The 19,705-nt window shown below is 74.3% G+C and carries 19 protein-coding genes; 8 read left to right on the plus strand and 11 right to left on the minus strand.

From position 1 onward, the window contains the following. The first annotated feature begins 91 nt into the window (after positions 1 to 91). Positions 92 to 1,153 (plus strand): hypothetical protein, encoded by a 1,062-nt coding sequence (locus ACSNOG_RS25435; RefSeq protein WP_436755029.1) that lies wholly within the window; start codon positions 92 to 94, stop codon positions 1,151 to 1,153. 31 nt (positions 1,154 to 1,184) lie between these two features. Here ACSNOG_RS25435 and ACSNOG_RS25440 read toward each other — a convergent pair whose 3' ends face one another. From ACSNOG_RS25440 to ACSNOG_RS25455, 4 genes are all read right to left on the minus strand, one after another. Next, positions 1,185 to 2,150 carry an ABC transporter substrate-binding protein gene (locus tag ACSNOG_RS25440; RefSeq protein WP_436755030.1) on the minus strand — a complete coding sequence of 322 codons (966 nt, stop codon included), beginning with the start codon at positions 2,148 to 2,150 and terminating at the stop codon, positions 1,185 to 1,187. Between the two features lie 76 nt (positions 2,151 to 2,226). Next, the gene (locus ACSNOG_RS25445) at positions 2,227 to 3,108 is read right to left on the minus strand and encodes an ABC transporter ATP-binding protein (protein WP_436755045.1); all 882 of its coding nucleotides are present in this window, start codon (positions 3,106 to 3,108) and stop codon (positions 2,227 to 2,229) included. Positions 3,109 to 3,167: 59 nt separating this feature from the next. Beyond that, positions 3,168 to 4,244, minus strand: coding sequence for a FecCD family ABC transporter permease (locus tag ACSNOG_RS25450; protein ID WP_436755031.1), 1,077 nt, complete (start codon positions 4,242 to 4,244; stop codon positions 3,168 to 3,170). Beyond that, complete coding sequence (locus ACSNOG_RS25455; protein ID WP_436755032.1) at positions 4,241 to 5,275, minus strand: FecCD family ABC transporter permease; 1,035 nt, start codon at positions 5,273 to 5,275, stop codon at positions 4,241 to 4,243. The genes ACSNOG_RS25450 and ACSNOG_RS25455 overlap by 4 nt, the downstream gene beginning before the upstream one ends. Positions 5,276 to 5,395: 120 nt before the next feature. Between ACSNOG_RS25455 and ACSNOG_RS25460 the strand changes: the two genes are divergently transcribed. After that, complete coding sequence (locus ACSNOG_RS25460; RefSeq protein ID WP_436755033.1) at positions 5,396 to 6,055, plus strand: HAD family hydrolase; 660 nt, start codon at positions 5,396 to 5,398, stop codon at positions 6,053 to 6,055. Here the strand turns inward: ACSNOG_RS25460 and ACSNOG_RS25465 are convergent. Then, complete coding sequence (locus tag ACSNOG_RS25465) at positions 6,010 to 6,270, minus strand: hypothetical protein (RefSeq protein ID WP_436755034.1); 261 nt, start codon at positions 6,268 to 6,270, stop codon at positions 6,010 to 6,012. The genes ACSNOG_RS25460 and ACSNOG_RS25465 overlap by 46 nt on opposite strands. A gap of 212 nt (positions 6,271 to 6,482) precedes the next feature. On the opposite strand from ACSNOG_RS25465, the gene ACSNOG_RS25470 reads away from it, so the two are divergent. Next, positions 6,483 to 6,866 (plus strand): cold-shock protein, encoded by a 384-nt coding sequence (locus ACSNOG_RS25470; RefSeq protein WP_030369047.1) that lies wholly within the window; start codon positions 6,483 to 6,485, stop codon positions 6,864 to 6,866. Positions 6,867 to 6,888: 22 nt separating this feature from the next. Here the strand turns inward: ACSNOG_RS25470 and ACSNOG_RS25475 are convergent, their stop codons facing one another. From ACSNOG_RS25475 to ACSNOG_RS25490, 4 genes are read right to left on the minus strand one after another with little or no spacing between them, the layout of a single operon-like run. Further along, positions 6,889 to 7,740 carry a 1,4-dihydroxy-6-naphthoate synthase gene (locus ACSNOG_RS25475; RefSeq protein ID WP_436755035.1) on the minus strand — a complete coding sequence of 284 codons (852 nt, stop codon included), beginning with the start codon at positions 7,738 to 7,740 and terminating at the stop codon, positions 6,889 to 6,891. Continuing rightward, positions 7,737 to 8,561, minus strand: coding sequence for a futalosine hydrolase (locus tag ACSNOG_RS25480; RefSeq protein ID WP_436755036.1), 825 nt, complete (start codon positions 8,559 to 8,561; stop codon positions 7,737 to 7,739). Before ACSNOG_RS25480 ends, ACSNOG_RS25475 begins: the two co-directional genes overlap by 4 nt. A 19-nt stretch (positions 8,562 to 8,580) precedes the next feature. Beyond that, a complete protein-coding gene (locus ACSNOG_RS25485) occupies positions 8,581 to 9,048 on the minus strand; it encodes a DUF2771 domain-containing protein (RefSeq protein WP_436755037.1) in 468 nt (155 codons plus the stop codon). Between the two features lie 26 nt (positions 9,049 to 9,074). Further along, positions 9,075 to 10,562 carry an MFS transporter gene (locus tag ACSNOG_RS25490; protein WP_436755038.1) on the minus strand — a complete coding sequence of 496 codons (1,488 nt, stop codon included), beginning with the start codon at positions 10,560 to 10,562 and terminating at the stop codon, positions 9,075 to 9,077. Positions 10,563 to 10,912: 350 nt separating this feature from the next. Here ACSNOG_RS25490 and ACSNOG_RS25495 point away from each other — a divergent pair, with 350 nt between their 5' ends. Together ACSNOG_RS25495 and ACSNOG_RS25500 are read left to right on the plus strand one after the other, a co-directional pair. Beyond that, positions 10,913 to 11,821 (plus strand): DUF3027 domain-containing protein, encoded by a 909-nt coding sequence (locus ACSNOG_RS25495; protein ID WP_436755039.1) that lies wholly within the window; start codon positions 10,913 to 10,915, stop codon positions 11,819 to 11,821. A 612-nt stretch (positions 11,822 to 12,433) separates the two neighbouring features. Further along, the gene (locus ACSNOG_RS25500) at positions 12,434 to 15,760 is read left to right on the plus strand and encodes a sacsin N-terminal ATP-binding-like domain-containing protein (RefSeq protein ID WP_436755046.1); all 3,327 of its coding nucleotides are present in this window, start codon (positions 12,434 to 12,436) and stop codon (positions 15,758 to 15,760) included. 57 nt (positions 15,761 to 15,817) lie between these two features. Here the strand turns inward: ACSNOG_RS25500 and ACSNOG_RS25505 are convergent, their stop codons facing one another. Further along, entirely contained in the window at positions 15,818 to 16,102 is a 285-nt protein-coding gene (locus tag ACSNOG_RS25505) for a hypothetical protein (protein ID WP_436755040.1), read from the minus strand. Between the two features lie 364 nt (positions 16,103 to 16,466). Between ACSNOG_RS25505 and ACSNOG_RS25510 the strand changes: the two genes are divergently transcribed. Continuing rightward, on the plus strand, positions 16,467 to 16,772 hold the full coding sequence (locus ACSNOG_RS25510) for a DUF7677 family protein (RefSeq protein ID WP_436755041.1): 306 nt from the start codon (positions 16,467 to 16,469) through the stop codon (positions 16,770 to 16,772). 91 nt (positions 16,773 to 16,863) lie between these two features. Here the strand turns inward: ACSNOG_RS25510 and ACSNOG_RS25515 are convergent, their stop codons facing one another. Then, a complete protein-coding gene (locus ACSNOG_RS25515) occupies positions 16,864 to 17,613 on the minus strand; it encodes a helix-turn-helix domain-containing protein (RefSeq protein ID WP_436755042.1) in 750 nt (249 codons plus the stop codon). A 255-nt stretch (positions 17,614 to 17,868) separates the two neighbouring features. On the opposite strand from ACSNOG_RS25515, the gene ACSNOG_RS25520 reads away from it, so the two are divergent. Both ACSNOG_RS25520 and ACSNOG_RS25525 read left to right on the plus strand, forming a co-directional pair. Further along, positions 17,869 to 18,537, plus strand: a complete 669-nt coding sequence (locus tag ACSNOG_RS25520) for a DUF4097 family beta strand repeat-containing protein (RefSeq protein WP_436755043.1) — start codon at positions 17,869 to 17,871, stop codon at positions 18,535 to 18,537. A gap of 39 nt (positions 18,538 to 18,576) precedes the next feature. Further along, positions 18,577 to 19,650, plus strand: coding sequence for a serine hydrolase domain-containing protein (locus ACSNOG_RS25525; RefSeq protein ID WP_436755044.1), 1,074 nt, complete (start codon positions 18,577 to 18,579; stop codon positions 19,648 to 19,650). Positions 19,651 to 19,705 lie beyond the last annotated feature (55 nt).

The raw sequence follows: 19,705 nt of genomic DNA on the forward strand, positions 1-19,705 counted from the left end.
CACCCCTCCCGTTCCCCCTGTCGTCTTCCCGGAGAACCGGTACCTTCGGGGGAAAAGCGGCTGGTGGTCTTGGGCGGCCTTAGGGGATTCGGTGGGGATCGAGAGCGATCAGCTTGTGTACGACTATCTGAGCCGGGTCGGCGACATCGCCCAGCGGCGGGCGGATCTCACCTCCGCCGACCGGATGCGCCTGGTCTCCCGGCTGCGGACGGAGATCGAGCGCCGCAGGGCGACCGAGGGCGCCGAGACGCCCTCCGCCGTGCAGCGCATCCTCACCGGCCTCGGCAGCCCGGACGAAGCCGTCGCCGACGCGGGCTCCGCCGCAGCAACAGGCTCCGCCGGAGTCACCGGGCCCGCCGGAACCACGGCCACAGGCTCCGCAGCCTCCACGAGGCCGGGCCGCGAGCGCGGCAGCAGGGTTCCCGCCCCGCGCCGCGAGGGCGAGCCCGCCCGGGCGGCAACGGCCCCCGCCGGCCCCGGCCCGGCCTCGTACGCCGCGCCCGAGCACCCGGCCGCCCCGGTCGGTGCCGACGCCGGTGACATGCCGGACTGGTGGCGCGTCGACGCCTCCCCGTACGCCGGCGCGGAGGGCGCGCACGGCGCGGCGCGCGGCACGGTCCACGGGTTCACCGGCGGCATCGAGATCCCCGACATACTGAAGCCACCCCCGCTCCCCGGCGACCGGGAGCCCTCCGAAGGCACTCCCGGGCCGGGCGGCCGGCAGGGCGAGCACGGCAGGGAAGGCTCGGAGGGCGTGGACGAGTACGCGGAGGAGGACGGCGCGCAGCGCGCGACCCTGTTCCGGCGCGCCGACGGCGCCCCCGTCCCCCCGCTGCTCCTGCTCGTGGCCCTGATCCTGCTCGTGGGCGCCGTGCTCGGCAACTGGATCGTGCTCGCGGTCGGCTGGGCCCTCGCCTATCTGACCCGCAAGCTCTCGCACAGCGAGTCCAAGTGGGCCGTGATGGGCGTGCCCGGGCTCGTCGTGGCCGCCGGAATCGTCTGGCTGTGGGGGCGTACGGAGGGCCGCTGGGGCGACCCCGTGCCCGAGGGCGGCCTGGGCGCGGCGATGTCGGACACCTGGCCGTGGGTGCTGCGGGCCGCGGCCGTCGGCTCCGCGATGTTCGTGGTGTGGCGGTCCCGGCGGCCGGGGTGACCCCGCGTCAGGCCCCCGGGTGCGCAGCGCGTCAGTCCGCCAAGTGCGCCCTCAGTTCGTCCAGGACACGGTTCGCCGCCGTGTAGCCGATGCCCTGGATCCACAGCCGGTCGTCGACCTTGAACGTCCGGCCCTCCCGTACGGCCTTCATGCCCTTCCACAGCGCGCTGCCCGTGGTCCGCGGCACCCGGGCGCGGTCGGGGTCGCCGTAGACGGAGGTGAAGAGGGCGTCCGCGTCGGCCTGGTCGATCTGTTCGGGGCCGACGTCGTAGGAGAAGCCGTCCTTCGCGCGGTCGGCGACGGCGGGCCGGCCCAGCCCCGCGTCCTGCAGGACGGTGCCGATGAAGTTCTTCCGGCCGTAGATCCGGATGGCTGCGCCCTCCACGAACCGCACGACGTTCACCTTCAGCGCCGCGGCCCGCTCGGTGCCGCCGAGCGCGGCGGTGACCTCGCGGGCGTGGGCCTCGTACGCGGCGGCGGCCTTGCGGGCCTCGGCGGTCTTGCCGAGCGCCTCGGCGTGGGTGCGGAAGTTGTCCTTCCAGGGGTAGCCCGTCGCGGCCGTCATCACGGTGGGGGCGATCTTCGACAGCTCGTCGTAGCGCTGGGCGTCGCGGTCCTTGTTGGTGAGGATGAGGTCGGGTTCGAGGGCGGCGACGGCCTCCAGGTCGGGAGCGCCGATCCGGCCGACGTCCCGGGTGCCGCGGACGCCGTCCGGCGGCAGGTGCTCGGGGAAGCCGGAGGCGGTGTCGGCCCGGGTGGCGCCGACGGGCCGTATGCCGAGCGTGACGGCGGAGTCGAGCTCGGCCGTGTCCAGGACGACCACGCGCTGCGGGTGCTTCTTGACCTTCACCTCGCCCATGGCCGTGCGCACCAGGTGCGTGCCGCCGCCCGGACCGTCACCGGAGCCGGAGGTGCAGGCGGACAGGAGGGGTCCGAGGGCGGCGGCCGTCAGGAGGACGGCCGCGGCAAGGAGAGAGCGGCGGCGGTGTCGGTTCATGTCCCGGCCTTTCGTGGGGAGGAGCTCACGACGAGCGATGAGCTCCCCCGTGCTGCCCCGTGAAAGGCCGGGAAGCTCAGACGGCCGTGCTGCCGGCCCGTGCGTCGGCCGGGACGGCCTCCCACGGCTGTCCCGGCACCACCAGAGGACTGCCCGTCACGGGGTCCGGAACCACCACCGACTCCAGTCCGAAGACCTCGCGCACCAGATCCGCCGTGACGATCTCCGCCGGGCGGCCCTGGGCGACGATCCGGCCCGCCTTCATCGCGACCAGGTGGTCGGCGTAGCGCGCCGCCTGGTTGAGGTCGTGCAGCACGGCGACGACGGTGCGGCCGCGCTCGCGGTTGAGGCGGCGCACGAGGTCGAGGACCTCGACCTGGTGGGCGATGTCGAGGTACGTTGTCGGCTCGTCCAGGAGCAGCAGGTCGGTCTCCTGGGCGAGCGCCATGGCGATCCACACGCGCTGCCGCTGGCCGCCCGAGAGTTCGTCCACGGCGCGTTCGGCGAGTCCGGCCGTGTCCGTACGGGCCATGGCGTCCGCGACGGCCCGCTCGTCGGCCTCCGACCACTGCTGCCACCAGCGCTGGTGCGGCTGGCGGCCGCGGGCGACGAGGTCGGCGACGGTGATGGCCTCGGGCGCCACGGGGGTCTGCGGCAGCAGGCCGAGCGACCGGGCGATCGTGCGGGTGGGTATCCGGGCGAGTTCCTGGCCGTCGAGCAGGACCGTGCCGCGGACGGGCTTCAGCAGCCGGCCGAGGGCGCGCAGCAGCGTGGACTTCCCGCACGCGTTGGGGCCGATGACGATGGTGACCTCCCCGTCGGGGACGGCCAGGTCGAGGCCGTCGACGACGGTGCGGTCCTCGTAGGCGAGGGTCAGGTCGCGGGCGGCGAGGCGGCTGCCGGCCGGGGCGCCTTGCCCGCCGTTCACGGTGCTGTCCGGGACCGGCTCGCTCTTCACCGTGCTGTCCCGGTCCGGCTCGCTCTTCACCGTGCTGTCCGGGACCGGCTCGCTCTTCGTCACGCTGTTCCTCCGGTGCGGCGGGTGCTGTGGCCCTTGACGATGAGCCAGATCAGGTACGGGGCGCCGACGGCGGCGGTCAGCACGCCCACGGGCAGCTGGGTCGGCTCCAGGAGCTTGCGGCCCAGCAGGTCCGCGACCACCACGATGACCGCGCCCGTCAGCGCCGAGGAGAGCAGCGGGATCTGGGCGGTGCGCGTCATGCGGCGGGCCAGCTGCGGGGCGAGCAGCGCCACGAAGTCGACGGGCCCGGCAGCGCCGGTGGCGATCGACGCGAGGACGACGCCGAGGAGGGCGAGCCCGCAGCGCACCCGGTTCAGGCGCACGCCCAGCGCGGTCGCCGTGTCGTCGTCCAGGGAGACGGTGCGCTGCGCCCGGGCGGCCCAGCCCACGAAGGGTGCGAGGGCGAGCAGGGCGAGAGCGAGGGGCGCGGCCTCGTCCCAGCCGGGGCCGTTGAGGGAGCCGCTCATCCACACCTGGGCCCGCTGGGCGACGAGGTAGTCGCCCTTGGTCATGAACAGGTGGGTGACGGAGCGCAGGGCGACGGCGAAGCCGATGCCGATGAGGACGAAGCGGGTGGCGTGCAGGCCGCCGCGCCACGCGAACGCGTAGACGAGGGCGGCGGCGAGGAGGCCGCCGGCGACGGACACGTAGGGCAGGGCGGCGTACGAGGTGACGCCGAAGGTCATGGCGCCGACGGTGAGGGCGCTCGCGCCCTGGGTGACGCCGATGATGTCGGGGCTGGCGAGCGGGTTGCGGGCGACGGTCTGGATGAGCGCGCCGGAGACGCCGAAGGCGAGGCCCACCAGGATGCCGACCGTCATGCGCGGCAGCCGGAGCGTGCCGACGACGAGTTCGTCGCGCGAGGGTTCGCCGAGGAGGACCTTCAGCACCTCGCCGGGTGGCGTGAACGACTTGCCGGTGCACAGGTAGGCCAGGCACGCGGCGGCGAGCAGCACGGCCAGGGCGGTGGCGACGGCGGTGGCGCGCCGGTGGACGAGGAAGGAGCCGCGTCCGGCGCGGACGAGGGCGTAGCCGGCCGGGCGGGCGCCGCGGCCGTGGAGGGTGGTGCTCATGCGGCGGCCACCCGCTTCCGGCGGACGAGGGCGATGAGGAACGGGACGCCGATGAGGGCGGTCATGACTCCGGCCGGGACCTCGCCCGGCGGGAAGAACACGCGGCCCGCGGTGTCGGCGGAGAGCAGGACGGCCGGGCCGAGGAGCGCGGACAGGGGCAGCAGCCAGCGGTGGTCGCCGCCGACGAGCGCGCGGGCGATGTGCGGCACGGCCAGGCCGACGAAGGCGATGGGCCCGGCGGCGGCCACGCCGGCGCCGGTGAGGACGGTGGCGCCCAGCCCGCCGGTGATGCGGACGGCCGCGACGTTCTGCCCGAGGCCCTTGGCGACGTCCTCGCCGAGGGCGAGCGCGTCCAGGCCGCGGGCCACGGACAGCACCAGCACGGCTCCGGCCAGCAGGAACGGCCAGATCCGGCCCGCCAGCTCCGCGTCGCTCGCGGAGAGCGAGCCGACCTGCCAGAAGCGGAACTTGTCCAGGACGGACGCCTGGGTGGTGAGCACGGCCGTGGTCACCGACACAAGCAGGGCGTTGATCGCGGCGCCGGCCAGCGCGAGCTTGACCGGGGAGGCGCCGCCGCGGCCGCGCGAGGCGACGGCGTAGACGGCGACGGAGGCGATGCCGGCGCCCGCGAACGCCCACCACACGTAGCCCGTGAGGCTCTCCACGCCGGCCAGCATGATCGCCAGGACGACGCCGACGGCCGCGCCGTGGCTGATGCCGAGCACGCCCGGGTCGGCGATGGGGTTGCGGGTGATGCCCTGCAGGGCCGTGCCCGCCAGGGCGAGGGCGGCGCCGACCATCAGGCCGACGAGGGTCCTCGGCAGCCGCATCTCGCGGACGACGACGGCGTCCCTGTCGTCCCCGCCGTGCAGCAGGGCGTCGAGGACGCGGTCCGGGGCGACCGGGCGGGCGCCCACGGCGAGGCTGAGGAGTACCGCGACCAGCAGGACGGCGGCCGCGGCCGCCGTCCAGCCGATGCGGCGCCGGACCAGGGAGGATCCGGGACTGCTGATCGGGACGGCGGCTGACATCGCTTCCACGCTGGTTTCGGGCGGCCGGACGGCCGGAATGGTGCGGTTAGGGCAGGCTAAGTGTACGTAGGGGGCCGGGACGGGCCGGGGCGGGAGGTGTGCCCCGGCACAATGGGGTGCATGAGTTCCGCCGCGCGCACGCCCCGCTTCACGGTCGGCTTCGACCTGGACCTCACGCTGGTCGATTCCCGCCCGGGCATCCGGGCCGCGTACGCCTCGCTGGTCGCCGCCACCGGCACGGCCATCGACATCGACCTCGTCGTCAGCCGGATCGGGCCGCCGCTGGAGCAGGAGCTCGCCCACTGGTTCCCGAAGGAGCGCGTCGCCGAGGCCGCCGCCCTCTACGTGGCCGCGTACCCGGAGCACGGCATCGCGCCCTCGCCCGCCCTGCCGGGCGCCCGCGAGGCCGTGGCCGCGGTGCGCGAACTGGGCGGGCAGGCGGTCGTCGTCACCGCCAAGAACGCCCGCAACGCCCGTCTCCACCTCGACCACCTGCGCATCGAACCGGACGTGCTCGTCGGCTCGCTGTGGGCGGAGGCCAAGGCGGGCGCGCTGCGCGAGCACGGCGCGGACGTCTACGTGGGCGACCACGTCGGGGACGTCCGCGGCGCGCGGGCGGCCGGCGCGCTGTCGGTGGCCGTGACGACAGGGCCCTGCGGGGCGGAGGAGCTGCGGGCGGCCGGCGCGGACGTCGTCCTGCCCGGCCTCGCCGACTTCCCCGCCTGGCTGCGCGGTTACCTGGCCGCGGCCGGGCCCGCGGCGGAGGCGGCGCGCGCCTGACGGCGCTGCTCGGCGATCGACCGCAGCACCCCGGCTCCCGCGATGAGGAATCCCACCCCCATCAGCATGCAGACGAAGTACGCTGCGGGAGGCAGCGGGTCGGCGCCCAGGAACAGCGGGGCGACCGTCGCCAGGGTGGCCACCGCGCCGACGAGGAAGACGATGGCGCCGATGCGTACCAGCAGATCCCCGGCCCGGGGCGTTTCGCTACTCACCCGACCAGGGTAGATGCCTGGGCGTGGGGTGGGGCCGGGGACATCTTGTCACCGGGCCCGGGACCATTAGCCTTGGGGGGTAGCGGGTCTTGCGACCCGCTGTAGTGCTATCAAGAGCTGTTTTTCCGTCGATTGCCATCGATGACAGGTGGTTTCCGGCGGTCTCCCCATCAGTTCCCCATTTCCGACGAGATACGAGGACGAGGACAGACGTGCCTACCGGCAAGGTCAAGTGGTTCAACAGCGAGAAGGGCTTCGGCTTTCTCTCCCGCGACGACGGCGGAGACGTCTTCGTGCACTCCTCGGTGCTCCCGGACGGGGTCGATTCCCTCAAGCCCGGTCAGCGGGTGGAATTCGGTGTCGTGGCCGGTCAGCGGGGTGACCAGGCGCTGTCGGTGATGCTGCTCGATCCCACGCCCTCGGTCGCCGCCGCCCAGCGCCGCAAGCCCGACGAGCTGGCGTCGATCGTCCAGGACCTCACCACCCTCCTGGAGAACGTCACGCAGCAGCTCGAGCGCGGCCGTTACCCCGACAAGGTCCACGGCGCCAAGATCGCCGGCATGCTGCGCGCGGTCGCCGACCAGCTGGACGTCTGAGGCAAGCCCGGCCCGGACGCGCTCAGACGAAAGCCAGCGCGTCCGGGCCGAGGGGCGGTACGAGCCCCTCGGCCGCGGCCCGGGTGAGCAGCCCGCGGACCGCCGCATAGCCGTTCTCCCCGAGGCCGGCCGTGAATTCGTTGACGTAGAGCCCGATGTGCTGGTCGGCGACCTTCGGGTCCATCTCCTGCGCGTGCTCCAGCACGTACGGCCGCGAGGCCTCCGGGTCGTCCCACGCCATCCGCACGGACGTCCGTGCCGCGTCCGCCAGTTCGCGCAGCCGCTCCGCGCCCAGCGAGCGCTTGGCGATGATGGCTCCCAGCGGGATGGGCAGGCCGGTGGTGTTCTCCCAGTGCTCGCCCATGTCGGCCAGGCAGTGCAGGCCGTAGTTCCCGTACGTGAAGCGCGCCTCGTGGATGACCAGGCCCGCGTCCACCTTGCCGTCCCGCACGGCCGGCATGATCTCGTGGAACGGCAGGACGACCACCTCGCCGACCCCGCCCGGCACCTCCGCGGCGGCCCACAGCCGGAAGAGCAGGTACGCCGTCGAGCGCTCGCTCGGCACCGCCACCGTCTTCCCCGCGAGCGACGCGGCACTGCCGGCCTCCCGCGTGAGCACGAGCGGCCCGCAGCCGCGGCCCAGCGCTCCGCCGGCCGGCAGCAGGGCGTACTCGTCCAGCACCCACGGCAGGACCGCGTAGGAGACCTTCAGGACGTCGAACTCGCCGCGCTCGGCCATCGCGTTGGTGATGTCGATGTCGGCGAACGTGACGTCCAGGGCGGGCGCTCCGGGGACCCGGCCGTGCGCCCAGGCGTCGAAGACGAACGTGTCGTTCGGGCAGGGCGAATAGGCGATCTTCAGGGGCTCGCTCATGAGGTGCTCCCAGTCTCGGAGGTGCTCCACGTCTCGGAGGTGCGCCACGCCTCGGGGGCGCTCCACGTCTCGGGAGGAGCCGCCCGCAGCGCTTCCCGCAGGGCGGCGGAGGCACCGGAGAGGGCCTCCAGGGCGTCGCCGATGCGCCACGCGGCACGGTCGCGCGGGCCGACGGGGTTGGAGACGGCCCGGATCTCCAGGGCGGGCACGCCGTGCGCGGCCGCCGCCTCGGCCACCCCGAAGCCCTCCATGGCCTCGGCGAGCGCCGCGGGCCGCGCGGCCACCAGGGCCGCGGCCCGCTCGGCGGTGCCGGTCACCGTGGAGACCGTCAGCACGTCACCGCGCTGCGCCCCGGCCGCCTCGGCCACGGCGCGCACCAGCGCCGCGGGCGGCCGGTGCTCCACCGTGCCGAAGCCCAGGTCCGTCACGGGCACGAAGCCCGCGGGCGTCTCGGCGCCCAGGTCCGCCGCCACGATCGCGTCGGACACGACGACCGACCCCACGGCCGCGCTGCGGCCGGGGCCCGTGAAGCCGCCGCCGATGCCCGCGGAGACCACCAGGCCGTACGGGCTGCCGGAGAGCGCCGCGGCCGTCAGGGCCGTGGCCGCGCCGGCAGCGGCTGCGGCCGGGCCCACGCCGGCGGCCAGCGCGTCGATCACCAGCGGTTCGGGGACCGGGGCGGGCCGGCGCAGCACGAAGCCCGGCACGGCGAACTCGACCGGTTCGCCCGTGCCGGTGGAGCCGGCGGGGCCGGCCGCCGAGGCGCCGCGCACGATCGCGTCGCGCTCGGCGTCGACGGCGGTGACGACGAGGACACGCATCAGCGGGACCGCCGGTCCGTCAGCCCTTGTCCAGTTCGAGCTTGACGTTCCACACGCCGTCCTTGGTGATGACCGACAGCACCGCGGTCTTCTCCAGGCGCTGCGCCATCCGGTTGACGAAGAGCTGCTCGCCGTCGAGGGAGGTGTAGGTCTGCTTCAGCTGGTTGGTCTGCTGCTGCCCGTTGCCCACCACGATCCAGCCCTGCTCGGCCATGTCGGGCTCGACGCCCACGCGGACCTTGTCGCCCGGCTGGACCTTGACGGACTTGATGGACTTGTCGGCCATGCACTTGTCGAGGGCGCCGCGGTCGAGCTCCTTGCCCTTCTCGAAGCAGGCGGCCTCGGTCGTCACGGTGGTCGAGCCGACGGTCACCGTCGCCAGCGGCGTCGGCTTGTCGCAGGCGGAAAGGGCGACGAGCCCGAAGGCCACGGCGCCGACAGCGGCAGCGGCGCGGCGGCGCTTGCCCCGGAAAATCGCAGCGGTCATGCGGGCAGGCTATCGGGCCGCCCAGGTCAGGCCACGCGGGGGTGCGCCGAGCCACGCCGTGCCGCGCTCAGCAGACCCCGTACGGCTGTCGCGGCGCCCAGCGCGAGGACCGTGGCGGCGACCGCCATGCCCAGGGTTCCGTTCAGCGGCAGGACGATGCCCACGGCCCCGCCGACCACCCAGCACATCTGCAGCAGCGTCTCGGAGCGGGCGAACGCCGAGGTGCGCACCTCCTCCGGCACGTCGCGCTGGATGAGGGAGTCCAGCGACTGCTTCCCCAGCGCCTGGGAGATGCCGGCGACGGCCGCCACGACCACCACGAACAAGGCCCCGTAGAACACGGCGGCGGCCACCGTCGCGCCGAGCGACATCGTCAGCACCAGCGCGATCGTCTTCTCCGGGCCGCGCGAGCGCAGCAGTGCGCCTATGGCCGTGCCCAGGGCGTTGCCCGCGCCCGCGGCGACGGCGACGACGCCGAGGGAGAAGGCCGGGCTCAGGCCGCCGAGCGGGTGGACGCGCAGGAGGAAGGCAAGGAAGAAGGTGAGGAAGCCCGAGAGCATGCGCATGGCGCTGTTGGCCTGCAGGGCGTGCAGGACGGAGCTGCCGACGGTGCGGAGGCCGGGGGGCCTGGGCTGCCTGCTCTTCTTGTTGCCGTTCTTCCCGTTCCTACCATTCCTTCCGTTCTTCCCGTTTCTTCCGATCCTGCCGTTCCATCCGCCCCTGATGCTCGTGGCGCTCTTCGCCGTGCGCGGTCGCCGGGGGCGGCCCGGCAGATGCTCCCCCGAAACCAGCCGGGCCCGCGCCTCGCCCTTCGCCGAGTCGACCTTGTGCGGGAGCGAGAAGGACAGGACCGTGCCCAGGACGAACACGACGAAGGCCCCGTAGAGCGGATATTCCGGTCCCAGCCGGTGCAGCCCCGCGCCGAGCGGGGCCGCCACTCCCGTGGCCAGCAGCCCGCCGAGGGTCACCCGCGAATTGGCCTTCACCAGCGAGATCCGCGGTGGCAGCAGCCGCGGCACGACGGCCGAGCGCACCACCCCGTACGCCTTCGAGGCCACCAGGACGCCGAGCGCCGCCGGATAGAGCTCCAGACCGCCGCTCGCCACCGCCCCCGACATCGTCAGCGCGAGCAGCGCCCGCGTCAGCATCGCGCCCGCCATGGCCGCGCGGCGGCCGTGCGGGAGCCGGTCGAGCAGCGGCCCGATCACCGGGGCCAGGAGAGTGAAGGGCGCCATCGTGACCGCCAGGTAGAGGGCCACCCGGCCGCGCGCCTGGTCCGTGGGGACCGAGAAGAACACCGTGGACGCCAGTGCGACCGTGATCAGCATGTCGCCCGCGGAATTCACCGCGTGCAGCTCGATCAGCTTGCCCAGCCCCGACTCGCCCGCGCCGTGCGCGTGTGTCGCCCTGCGCACGCCCCGCGCGGCAGCCGCGAACGGGGCGCGCAGCACACGGCCGGCGCCCCGGGCCGTACGGCGCAGCGGACCGCCCTCGACCGACCGGATGGCTCCCACCACGCCATACTGCCCCAACTCGCACCGGGCAGGGCACTTTCGCCGCCGCCGCGGGCCGCACCGGGCCCGCGAGCGCCCCCTCCCGGCCCGGCGGGCAGGGGGCTCGCCGCGGCCCGGCTATCCCCGGTGGCTCCGAGCGGGGTAGCGTGCGTAGCGCGCCACCGGCGGTCGTTCTTGGCCGCGCTCCGAGTCTCGATCCCGCAGAATGGGAGTGACTAGGTGTGCCCGAGGCCGTTCGGGCGCGGACGTCGACGCGGTCCTGAGGTCCGCTCCGTCCGCCGACCCGGCCGATCGGCTGGCGCACTCGTGAGACGGCGTGGAAGAGAGAATCGATTCTTGTGAGTGCTGCGATGCGAAGCCGTACCCCGGACCGCCTGTGCGCCGAGGCGGTCGACCTGGCCCGTGCTGCGGCCGAGGAGGCCGCGCTGCCCGGCACGGTCGGCGAGCATGTCCAGGCCGTGGCCGACGGGGACCGCGTCGTCACCCACTCCTTCCTCTGCCTCGACCCGGCCTACCGCGGCTGGCGCTGGGCCGTCACCGTCGCCCGCGCCTCCCGCGCCAAGAACGTCACCCTCGACGAGACGGTCCTGCTGCCCGGCCCCGACGCCCTCATGGCCCCCGAGTGGGTCCCCTGGAGCGAGCGGCTGCGCCCCGGTGACATGGGCCCGGGCGACCTGCTGCCCACCGACGCCGAGGACCTGCGCCTCGCGCCCGGCTGGAGCGGCGAGGACGTCCCGCCGCCGAACTCCGCCGCCTCCGCCGCTTCCGCCGTCTCCGAGGAGATGGGCCGCCTCGCCGAGGCCGAGGACGCCGACGTCGTCCCCGGCTCCCCCGCCGCCCAGCCGGCCGTCCCGGTGCGCGGCACGATCGCGGCCGTCGCCGAGGAGCTCGGGATGCGGCGCGCCCGCGTCCTCTCGCGCTACGGGCTGCACACCGCCGCCGACCGCTGGGACGAGTCCCACGGCGCGAAGACGCCCATGGCGCAGGCCGCCCCGGCGTCGTGCGTCAGCTGCGGCTTCCTCGTGCCGATCGGCGGCTCCCTCGGACAGGCGTTCGGCGTCTGCGCCAACGAGTTCGGTCCGGCGGACGGGCACGTCGTCTCCCTGTCGTACGGCTGCGGCGGGCACTCCGAAGCCGCGGTCATGCCGAAGCCGCCGCGGCCGGCGCCGCCGGTGATCGACGAGACGCTCGTCGATCCCCTGCAGCTGCGTTCCGAGCCGGCCGGCGCCGAGGAAGACGAGGAACTCGGCCACTCGTAGGCAGGCTGCTGCCCCTGCGACTCCTGCCGCTCGCCGGGGGCGGGCCGTTCCCACGGGGGCGGCGCCCGTCCTCCACGCCCCGGGCTCGTCCGCGGCAAGGCCGGCCCGCCGATGCAGTGCGCTGACGTGCGGGCCCAAGCACTACCCAGCCCGTCCGGCGATTGCGGCCCCTGCCGCTCGCCGGGGGCGGGCCGTTCCCTCGGGGGCCGCGCCCGTCCTCCACACCCCACGGGCTCGACCGCGGCGAGACCGGGCTGCCGATGCGGTCCGCTGACTTACAGGCCCAAGCACCATCCAGCCCGTCCGGCGATTGCGGCCCCTGCCGCTCGCCGGGTGCGGGCCGTTCCCGCGGGGGCCGCGCCCGTCCTCCACGCCCCACGGGCTCGTCCCCGGCGAGACCCGGGCCGCCGATGCGGTCCGCTGACGTACAGACCCAAGCACTACCCAGCCCGTCCGGCGTTTGAGGACGAGCGCCCCGGCGCGATACGGCCCCGCCCTGCCGTGCGGTGGCCACCCATGGGTAGGGCACCGGCGGTCTGTCACCGCCGCGCGGTACGTTCTGCCGTAGGAACACCCACCGGCGGCAGGAGACGACACGTGAGCGGCACGGCAATGGTGCGAGGCGCGGCCGAAGGCGCGGATCCGTTCGGGACCGCCCGCCTGCGGCGCGGCGTGCTGGACGCCTGGGCGGCGTCGCCGGCCCGCTTCCGGGAGGACGCCAACGCCGAGGAGGACCTCGCCCTCGGCGGCTACCGCGACCGCCTCGTCGTCGAGCTCGCCCAGAACGCCGCCGACGCCGCCGCCCGCGCGGGCGTCCCCGGCCGCCTGCGGCTGACCCTGCACGCGGCCCGCGGCGGCCGCCCGGCCGTGCTGGCCGCGGCGAACACCGGGGCGCCTCTGGACGCCGCGGGCGTCGAGTCCCTGGCCACCCTGCGGGCCTCGGCCAAGCGCGAGGAGGAGAAGGCCGCCGCGCCGGGCGCTCCGGGTGCCTCCGGCGGTGCCGGCAGCGTCGGCCGGTTCGGCGTGGGCTTCTCCGCGGTGCTGGCGGTCAGTGACGAGCCGGCCGTCGTCGGCCGCTCGGGCGGCGTGCGCTGGTCCCTCGCGGAGGCGAGGGCGCTGGCGGCGCGCGAGGCCGTCCGGGCCCCCGCCCTGGAGGAGGAGATCCGCCGCCGCGAGGGCCACGTGCCGCTGCTGAGGCTCCCGCTGCCCGCCGAGGGCAGCGCCCCGGACGGCTACGACACGGTCGTCGTGCTGCCCCTGCGCGACGGCGCCGCCGAGGACCTGACCTCCCGTCTGCTGGCCGGCGTCGACGACGCGCTGCTGCTGACGCTGCCGGGCCTGTCCGAGGTCGTCGTCGAGACGGACGGGACCGTACGGACCCTGACGCGCCGCCAGGAGGGCCCGTACGTCCTCGTGGACGACTCCGCGCGCGGCACCACGGCCCGCTGGCGGACCGAGCGCGCGTCCGGGGCCCTGGACGCCGCCCTGCTCGCCGACCGGCCCGTGGAGGAGCGCCTGCGCCCGCACTGGTCGGTCATGTGGGCCGTGCCGGTGGGCGAGGACGGCGCGCCCGTACGCCCCGGCACCGCGCCCGTCGTGCACGCGCCGACGCCGACCGACGAGCCGCTGGGCGTACCGGCGCTGCTCGTCGCCACGTTCCCGCTGGAGCCCACGCGCCGCCACGCCGCGCCCGGCGCCCTCACCGACTTCCTCACCGAGCGCGCGGCCGAGTCGTACGCGCAGCTGCTGCGCGGCTGGCACCCGGTCGGCCCCGGCACGCTCGACCTCGTGCCCTCCCCGCTGGCGCAGGGCGCGCTGGACGCGGAGCTGCGCCGCCGGATCCTGGACCGGCTGCCGGGCGTCGCGTTCCTGCCGAGCGCGGCCGGGAGCCCCGCCCAGGAGCCGGCCGCGCCGCAGAGCGGCGGCGTGGAGGGCATTCCGTGGACCGAGGGCCCGGACGCGGCCCGGCAGACGCCGCAGCCGGCCGCCGCCCCCGACGCCGCGCCGGACGCGGACACGTGGGACGACCCGTTCGCGGGGACCGGGCTCGGCGGCCCGGGCGGCCCCAGCGGTGAGCCGTACGCGCTGCGGCCCGTCGACGCCGAGGTCGTCGAGGGCGCGGGCGCCGAGACCGTCGCCGTCCTCGGCGAGCTCTTCCCCAGCCTGCTGCCCGCCGGCCTGGAGCGCCGCCCCGAGCTGCGCTCCCTCGGCGTCGCGCGCGCCTCGCTCGGCGAGGTCGTCGACCGCCTCGCCGGCATCGAGCGCGCCCCGTCCTGGTGGCAGCGGCTCTACGACAGCCTCGCCGGCGTCGACCCGGACCGCCTCAGCGGCCTGCCCGTGCCCCTCGCGGACGGCCGTACGGCCATCGGCCCGCGGCAGGTGCTGCTCCCGCCGCCGGACGGCACGGACTCCGAGCGGCTCTCCCGCCTGGGCCTGAAGGTCGCCCACCCCGACGCCGCGCACCCGCTCCTGGAGAAGCTCGGCGCCACCCCGTCCTCGCCCCGGGCCGTCCTCACCACCCCGCAGGTGCGGGCCGCGGTGGCCGCCTCCCTCGACGCCGACGAGGTGTGGGACGAGGACGCGCTCGACGCGGACGCCCTCGCCGAGGTCGTCCTCGGCCTCGTGCGCGACGCCGACCTCGCCCCCGGCGACGAGCCGTGGCTCGGCGCCCTCGCCCTGCCCGACGAGGACGGCGAGCTCGCCCCCGCCGGCGAACTCGTCCTGCCCGGCAGCGCGTTCGAGCGCGTCATCAGGCCCGGCGAACTCGCCGCGTGCGACGCCGCCCTCGCCGAACGGTGGGGCGAGCAGCCGCTCACCGCCGTCGGCGTCATGGCCGGCTTCGCGCTCGTCCGCGCCACGGACGTCGTCCTCGACCCCGACGAACTCGAACCGCGCGACGGCGACTTCGCCGAACCCGACGACGCCGGCCTGCTCGACGCGGTCGACGTCTGGTGCGAGGACGTCCTCGACCGCCTGCCCGACACGCCCGTGCCGCCCGTGGCGACGGAGATCGTCGCCGTCCGCGACCTCGACCTCGTCGACGACGACGCCTGGCCGGAGGCCCTCGCCCTCCTCGCCCAGCCGCCCCTGCGCGACGCCCTCACCACGCCCGTACGCATCCTGCTGCCCGACGGCACCACCGAATCCGTCCGCCCGTACACCGCCTGGTGGCTGCGCGGCCACCCCGTTCTCGACGGACGCCGCCCCGCGGGCCTGCGCGTGGCGGGCGGCGACCCGCTCCTGCAGGGCCTCTACGAAGCGGCCGACGCGGCGGGCCTCGCCGACGAGCAGGTACTGCGCGCGCTCGGCGTCCGCACGTCCGCGGCGGCCCTCCTGGACGAACCGGGCGGCGCGGCCGAACTCCTCTCCCGCCTGGCCGACCCGTCCCTGCCCGTCACCGCGCCCCAGCTGCACGCCCTCTACGGCCTCCTCGCCCGACTCGACCCGGACCAGGTCACCCTCCCGGACGAACTGCGGGCCGTCGTCGACGGCGAGGTCCGCGTGGTCGACGCGGCGGACGCGCTGGTGGCCGACGCCCCCGACCTCCTCCCCCTGGCCTCCGGCCACGCCCTGCTGCCGGTGCCGCCCTCCCGCGCGGCCGACCTGGCCGACCTCCTCCAGGTCCGCCGCCTCAGCGACGCCCTGACCACGGCCGTCCCCACGGACGAGGGCGAGCTCCGCGAGGTCCCCGAGGGCGTCCGGACCCTCCTGCCGGGCGCCCCGTCCACCTACGTCGAACACGAGGAACTCACCATCGACGGCGTCGACCTGGACTGGCGCCTGACCCCGGACGGCACCCTGCACGCCGCCACTCTGGAAGGCGTGGCAGCGGGCCTCGCCTGGGCAGCCGGCACCTGGTCCCGCCGCTTCGAAGCCGCGGCCCTCCTGGAAGACCCGAACCGCACGGAGGAACTGGCCCGGGCACGCTGGTTCGACTAACGGAAAGGGGGTGGGCCCCGGGCCCACCCCCTTCCACTCGCCTCACCTCAGGTCAGGTCAGGGATGCACCTGCTCGATGAGCCGGACGTTGCACCGGGCATCCCCCTTGCCGTTCTTCGGCAGAATCCAGAAGGACCCGTCGCTGTCCCGCCCCACGACGAGCGATGCGCTCTTGAAGGAAGCGGGCTTGTACTTCTTGGCCTCCTTCCGCAACTCCACGAGCGCCTGCTCCCGGGTCCTGTTCCCGCTCAACGAACGAAGCAGCACGGTCCGCTCGTGAGGCGCCGCCGCCGCGCCTTCGCCGGTAACCGTCTCCACAGCGATGATCAGCCATTTGGACATGCATCATCCTCCTCGTGCACCCCCAACGGCCCTGGCCCGCCCTGTAGTTCCCACTGAGCCCGCCGCTGCTGATGCAGCAACCCGCCGGTCCTCGACCTGGGCGAGGCGTTGCCGTCGACAGTACAGACCGATGTGCCGTGGGATACAGGCTGGCAGCAGGGGGAGGGGTGGGCGGCTGGGCGCCGTACTCCTGCCGTCACGGATGCGGGCGCGTAAGGAGACCGGTCCCTCCGGCCTGGGCCGGCGGGGAGCCGGCAGCTGCCGCAACCGGCGTGGGGCGTAGGGCGGCGGATAAGTGCCCCGGGATGACGGCCGAGCACCTCACCAGCCCCACCAGGCCGCTGCCGTCGTGCACGATGCTTCCGTGAACCATCTCCCTGTCGACGTGCGCGCTTCGCTTCGGCTTTTCGCCTTCTACTTGGCGAACGGCACCATCGACGTCGAGTTGCTCGATGGGGTCGACTACCGCTCAACCGTCTTTCACTCCGGCTCGTCGCTGGAGCAGGTCTTCGCCATCTACGGCAACGTGCTCCAAGTCGATGCAGACGGCATGGTGCTGAATGACGCGGACGCCCAGTACCGGGTCGCACAGTGGATTCGGGCGTGCTGCGACCCGGGCTTTCGGGTCGAGCCACCGTTCGAAGCCTGGGAGACCGAACTCCATCTTTGAGCGACGGCTGCCCGGTAGGACCAGGAGGTCTTGCCGTAGCGCACGGCGAGGCCGCGCCACTGCTCGCCCTGGATGACGCCCACGGCACGGGTTACGGCTGCGACGGGCCGGCGGGGGCGTCCGGGGCCGGGGCCGGTTTGGTGTGGAGGATTTCGCGGGCCTGGTCCGCGGCGCGGGCGATGCCTTCGGAGACGAACTCGACGAAGCGGGCGATGTTCTCCAGGCGGGCGGCGGCCGGGGTGCCGGGGCCGAGGATGTCCACGCCCTGCCGGGCGACCTCGCCGAGGTGGGCGGTGGAGCGGGCACCGGCCATCGTGGACTGGTACAGGACGTCGTCGTCAACGACGTAGCGTTCGCGGCGGCGTTCGTCGCGCTCCCGGCGGATGAGGCCCTGGCTTTCGAGGAACGAGACGGCCTTGGAGATGGACGCCGGGCTGACCTGGAGGCGCGCGGCGAGTTCGGAGGCGGTGAGGCTGCCGGCGTCGGTGGTGTAGAGGCCGGCCAGCACCCGGGCCGTCATCTTGGGCAGGCCCGACTGCATGAAGACGGTGGTGAACGTCTCCTCGTACTCGCGCACCGCCTCGGCGTCGCGCCCGTTTTCCTGCGGGGCCGCGCCGGGGGCCCGGGGCGTGGCCTTCCGGCGGCGGTGGGCGCGGCGTTCGGTGGCGCGGTGGGCGAGGTCGGCGCGGTAGGCGGCGGGGCCGCCGTTGCGCATGACCTCACGCGTGATCGTCGAAGTCGGCCGGTCGAGGCGCCTGGCGATCTCCGCGTAGGCGAGGCCGTCGGCCATGCCCAGCGCGATCTGCTGGCGTTCCTGCTGAGTGAGTCTGCCTCCCGGCATCGCGCTCTCCGTCCCCGATCGTGCTCCTGGTCACCCTCAGCATAGCCTTAACTTTCCATCCATTGCAACGAACAGGCCCCCACCTGTTGCGTTAAAACTCGACTCGTTGCAATGAATTCACGCGCCTGACCTGCACAAACCCCCAATCCACGCAACGCCACCGTTGCCACATCCACAAACGCAACGTAGCTTTTCCCTTGTCAGAAACCAGCCGGGGCAACGAAAGCGCCCGGTACAGACGAAAGAGAGAGCACCATGCAGAAGTTCGCCGCCCCCGCCCCGGTCTCCGCCGTCCTCGACATCCCCGCCGGGCGCATCCAGCTCATCGCCGCCGACCGGGCCGACGCCACGGTCGACGTCCGGCCCGCCGACGCCTCCAAGGGCCGCGACGTGAAGGCGGCCGAGCGGATCAAGGTCGCCTACCGCGACGGCGTCCTGTACGTCCGGGCCGCGCCCGCCGAGAACAAGCTCCTCGGCAACGCCGGGGCCGTAGAGGTGACCGTCCAGGTGCCCGCCGGTTCCTCCGTCGAGGCGAAGGCGGCCAGCGCCGAACTCCGCGGCGTCGGACGGCTCGGCGACGTCGCCTTCGAGGCCGCGCACGGCACCGTCAAGCTCGACGAGACCGCCGGCGCCCGGCTCGCCCTCCTCGCCGGTGACATCTCCGTCGGCCGCCTGGACGGCGCCGCGGAGATCACCACCCAGAAGGGCGACCTCCACATCACCGAGGCCGTCCGCGGCACGGTCACCCTGCGCACCGAGCACGGCGACATCGCGGTCGGCGCCGCCCGCGGCGTCTCCGCCTCCCTCGACGCCGGCACCGCCTACGGCCGGATCCAGAACACCCTCCGCAACGCCGACGGTGCCCCCGGCCTGGCCTTCCACGCCACCACCGCCTACGGCGACATCAGCGCCCGCAGCCTGTAAGCCCCCACCCGCCGGCCCCGTCCCGAGGAGCACACCACCATGTCCATCACCCAGGACCGCCCCGAGCTGCAGCAGGCCATCGAGGAAATGGTCGAGTCCGGCATCACCGGCGTGACGATGCGCGTCCACGACCAGCAGGGCGAGTGGGTCGGCAGCGCCGGGGCGCGCGAACTCGGCGGTACCGCGAAGCCGCCGACGAACGGGCACGTCCGGATAGGCAGCGTCACCAAGACCTTCACCGCCACCGTGGTCCTGCAACTGGTGGCCGAAGGCGCCTTCGGCCTGGACACTTCCGTGGCCGACCACCTACCCGAACTGGGCCTGAACCCGGCGATCACCGTACGGATGCTGCTGCAGCACACCAGCGGAATCTTCAACTTCACCGGCGAGTACTACGACGACGGCACGTTCGCGCCGGGAATCCCCGCCACGACCGCGGGCCGCGCGTGGGTGGACAACCGGTTCAAGACCTACCGCCCGGAAGAACTCGTACGGCTGGCACTGTCCAAGCCCGCGCGGTTCGAACCGGGCACGGACTGGAGCTACTCCAACACCAACTACGTCCTGGCCAGGCTCCTGATCGAGAAGGTCACCAACCACACCCTCCCCGCCGAAATGCAACGGCGCGTCCTCAAACCGCTCGGGCTGTCGGACACCACCCTCCCGGAGACCGATCCGGAGATCCCCGAGCCGCACGCCCACGCCTACTACCGGTACGAGGAAGCCGACCGGCAGCAGACGGTCGACGTCACCCGCCAGAACCCCTCCTGGATCTCCACCGGCGGAGACATGATCTCGACCTCCCAGGACCTCCACACCTTCATCTCCGCCCTCATGGGCGGCAAGCTCCTGCCGGACGCCCTCCTGACCGAGATGTGCAAGCCGCACCCCAAGGCCGACTACGGCCTGGGCGTGTTCGTGCAGAACGGCGGCAGCGTCATCACCCACAACGGCGGCACGGCAGGCCACGCGGCGCTGATGTACAGCACGCCCGACGGCAGCAAGACCCTCACCGCCGCGCTGAACTACGTCGACGACGCCGCGCTGTCCATGGCAGAGGCCTTCCACAAAGCGACGCAAAGGCTCGTCAAGGAGGTGTTCGGCGACCAGTGAGGGCCGAACGGACGGGTCACCCGGCGGACGGCGGGAGGGGCCGGGGGCGCAGGGG

This window comes from Streptomyces sp. URMC 124 (genome assembly GCF_051386455.1).
In the GTDB taxonomy this organism is placed as follows: Bacteria; Actinomycetota; Actinomycetes; order Streptomycetales; family Streptomycetaceae; genus Streptomyces.

Bases quoted from the DNA above. Each gene is read 5' to 3' on its own strand.
- ACSNOG_RS25440 (WP_436755030.1), bottom strand. From the start codon at position 2,150: ATGAACCGACACCGCCGCCGCTCTCTCCTTGCCGCGGCCGTCCTCCTG.
- ACSNOG_RS25450 (WP_436755031.1), bottom strand. From the start codon at position 4,244: ATGAGCACCACCCTCCACGGCCGCGGCGCCCGCCCGGCCGGCTACGCC.
- ACSNOG_RS25455 (WP_436755032.1), bottom strand. From the start codon at position 5,275: ATGTCAGCCGCCGTCCCGATCAGCAGTCCCGGATCCTCCCTGGTCCGG.
- ACSNOG_RS25460 (WP_436755033.1), top strand. From the start codon at position 5,396: ATGAGTTCCGCCGCGCGCACGCCCCGCTTCACGGTCGGCTTCGACCTG.
- ACSNOG_RS25475 (WP_436755035.1), bottom strand. From the start codon at position 7,740: ATGAGCGAGCCCCTGAAGATCGCCTATTCGCCCTGCCCGAACGACACG.
- ACSNOG_RS25480 (WP_436755036.1), bottom strand. From the start codon at position 8,561: ATGCGTGTCCTCGTCGTCACCGCCGTCGACGCCGAGCGCGACGCGATC.
- ACSNOG_RS25485 (WP_436755037.1), bottom strand. From the start codon at position 9,048: ATGACCGCTGCGATTTTCCGGGGCAAGCGCCGCCGCGCCGCTGCCGCT.
- ACSNOG_RS25495 (WP_436755039.1), top strand. From the start codon at position 10,913: ATGCGAAGCCGTACCCCGGACCGCCTGTGCGCCGAGGCGGTCGACCTG.
- ACSNOG_RS25500 (WP_436755046.1), top strand. From the start codon at position 12,434: ATGGTGCGAGGCGCGGCCGAAGGCGCGGATCCGTTCGGGACCGCCCGC.
- ACSNOG_RS25505 (WP_436755040.1), bottom strand. From the start codon at position 16,102: ATGTCCAAATGGCTGATCATCGCTGTGGAGACGGTTACCGGCGAAGGC.
- ACSNOG_RS25515 (WP_436755042.1), bottom strand. From the start codon at position 17,613: ATGCCGGGAGGCAGACTCACTCAGCAGGAACGCCAGCAGATCGCGCTG.
- ACSNOG_RS25520 (WP_436755043.1), top strand. From the start codon at position 17,869: ATGCAGAAGTTCGCCGCCCCCGCCCCGGTCTCCGCCGTCCTCGACATC.
- ACSNOG_RS25525 (WP_436755044.1), top strand. From the start codon at position 18,577: ATGTCCATCACCCAGGACCGCCCCGAGCTGCAGCAGGCCATCGAGGAA.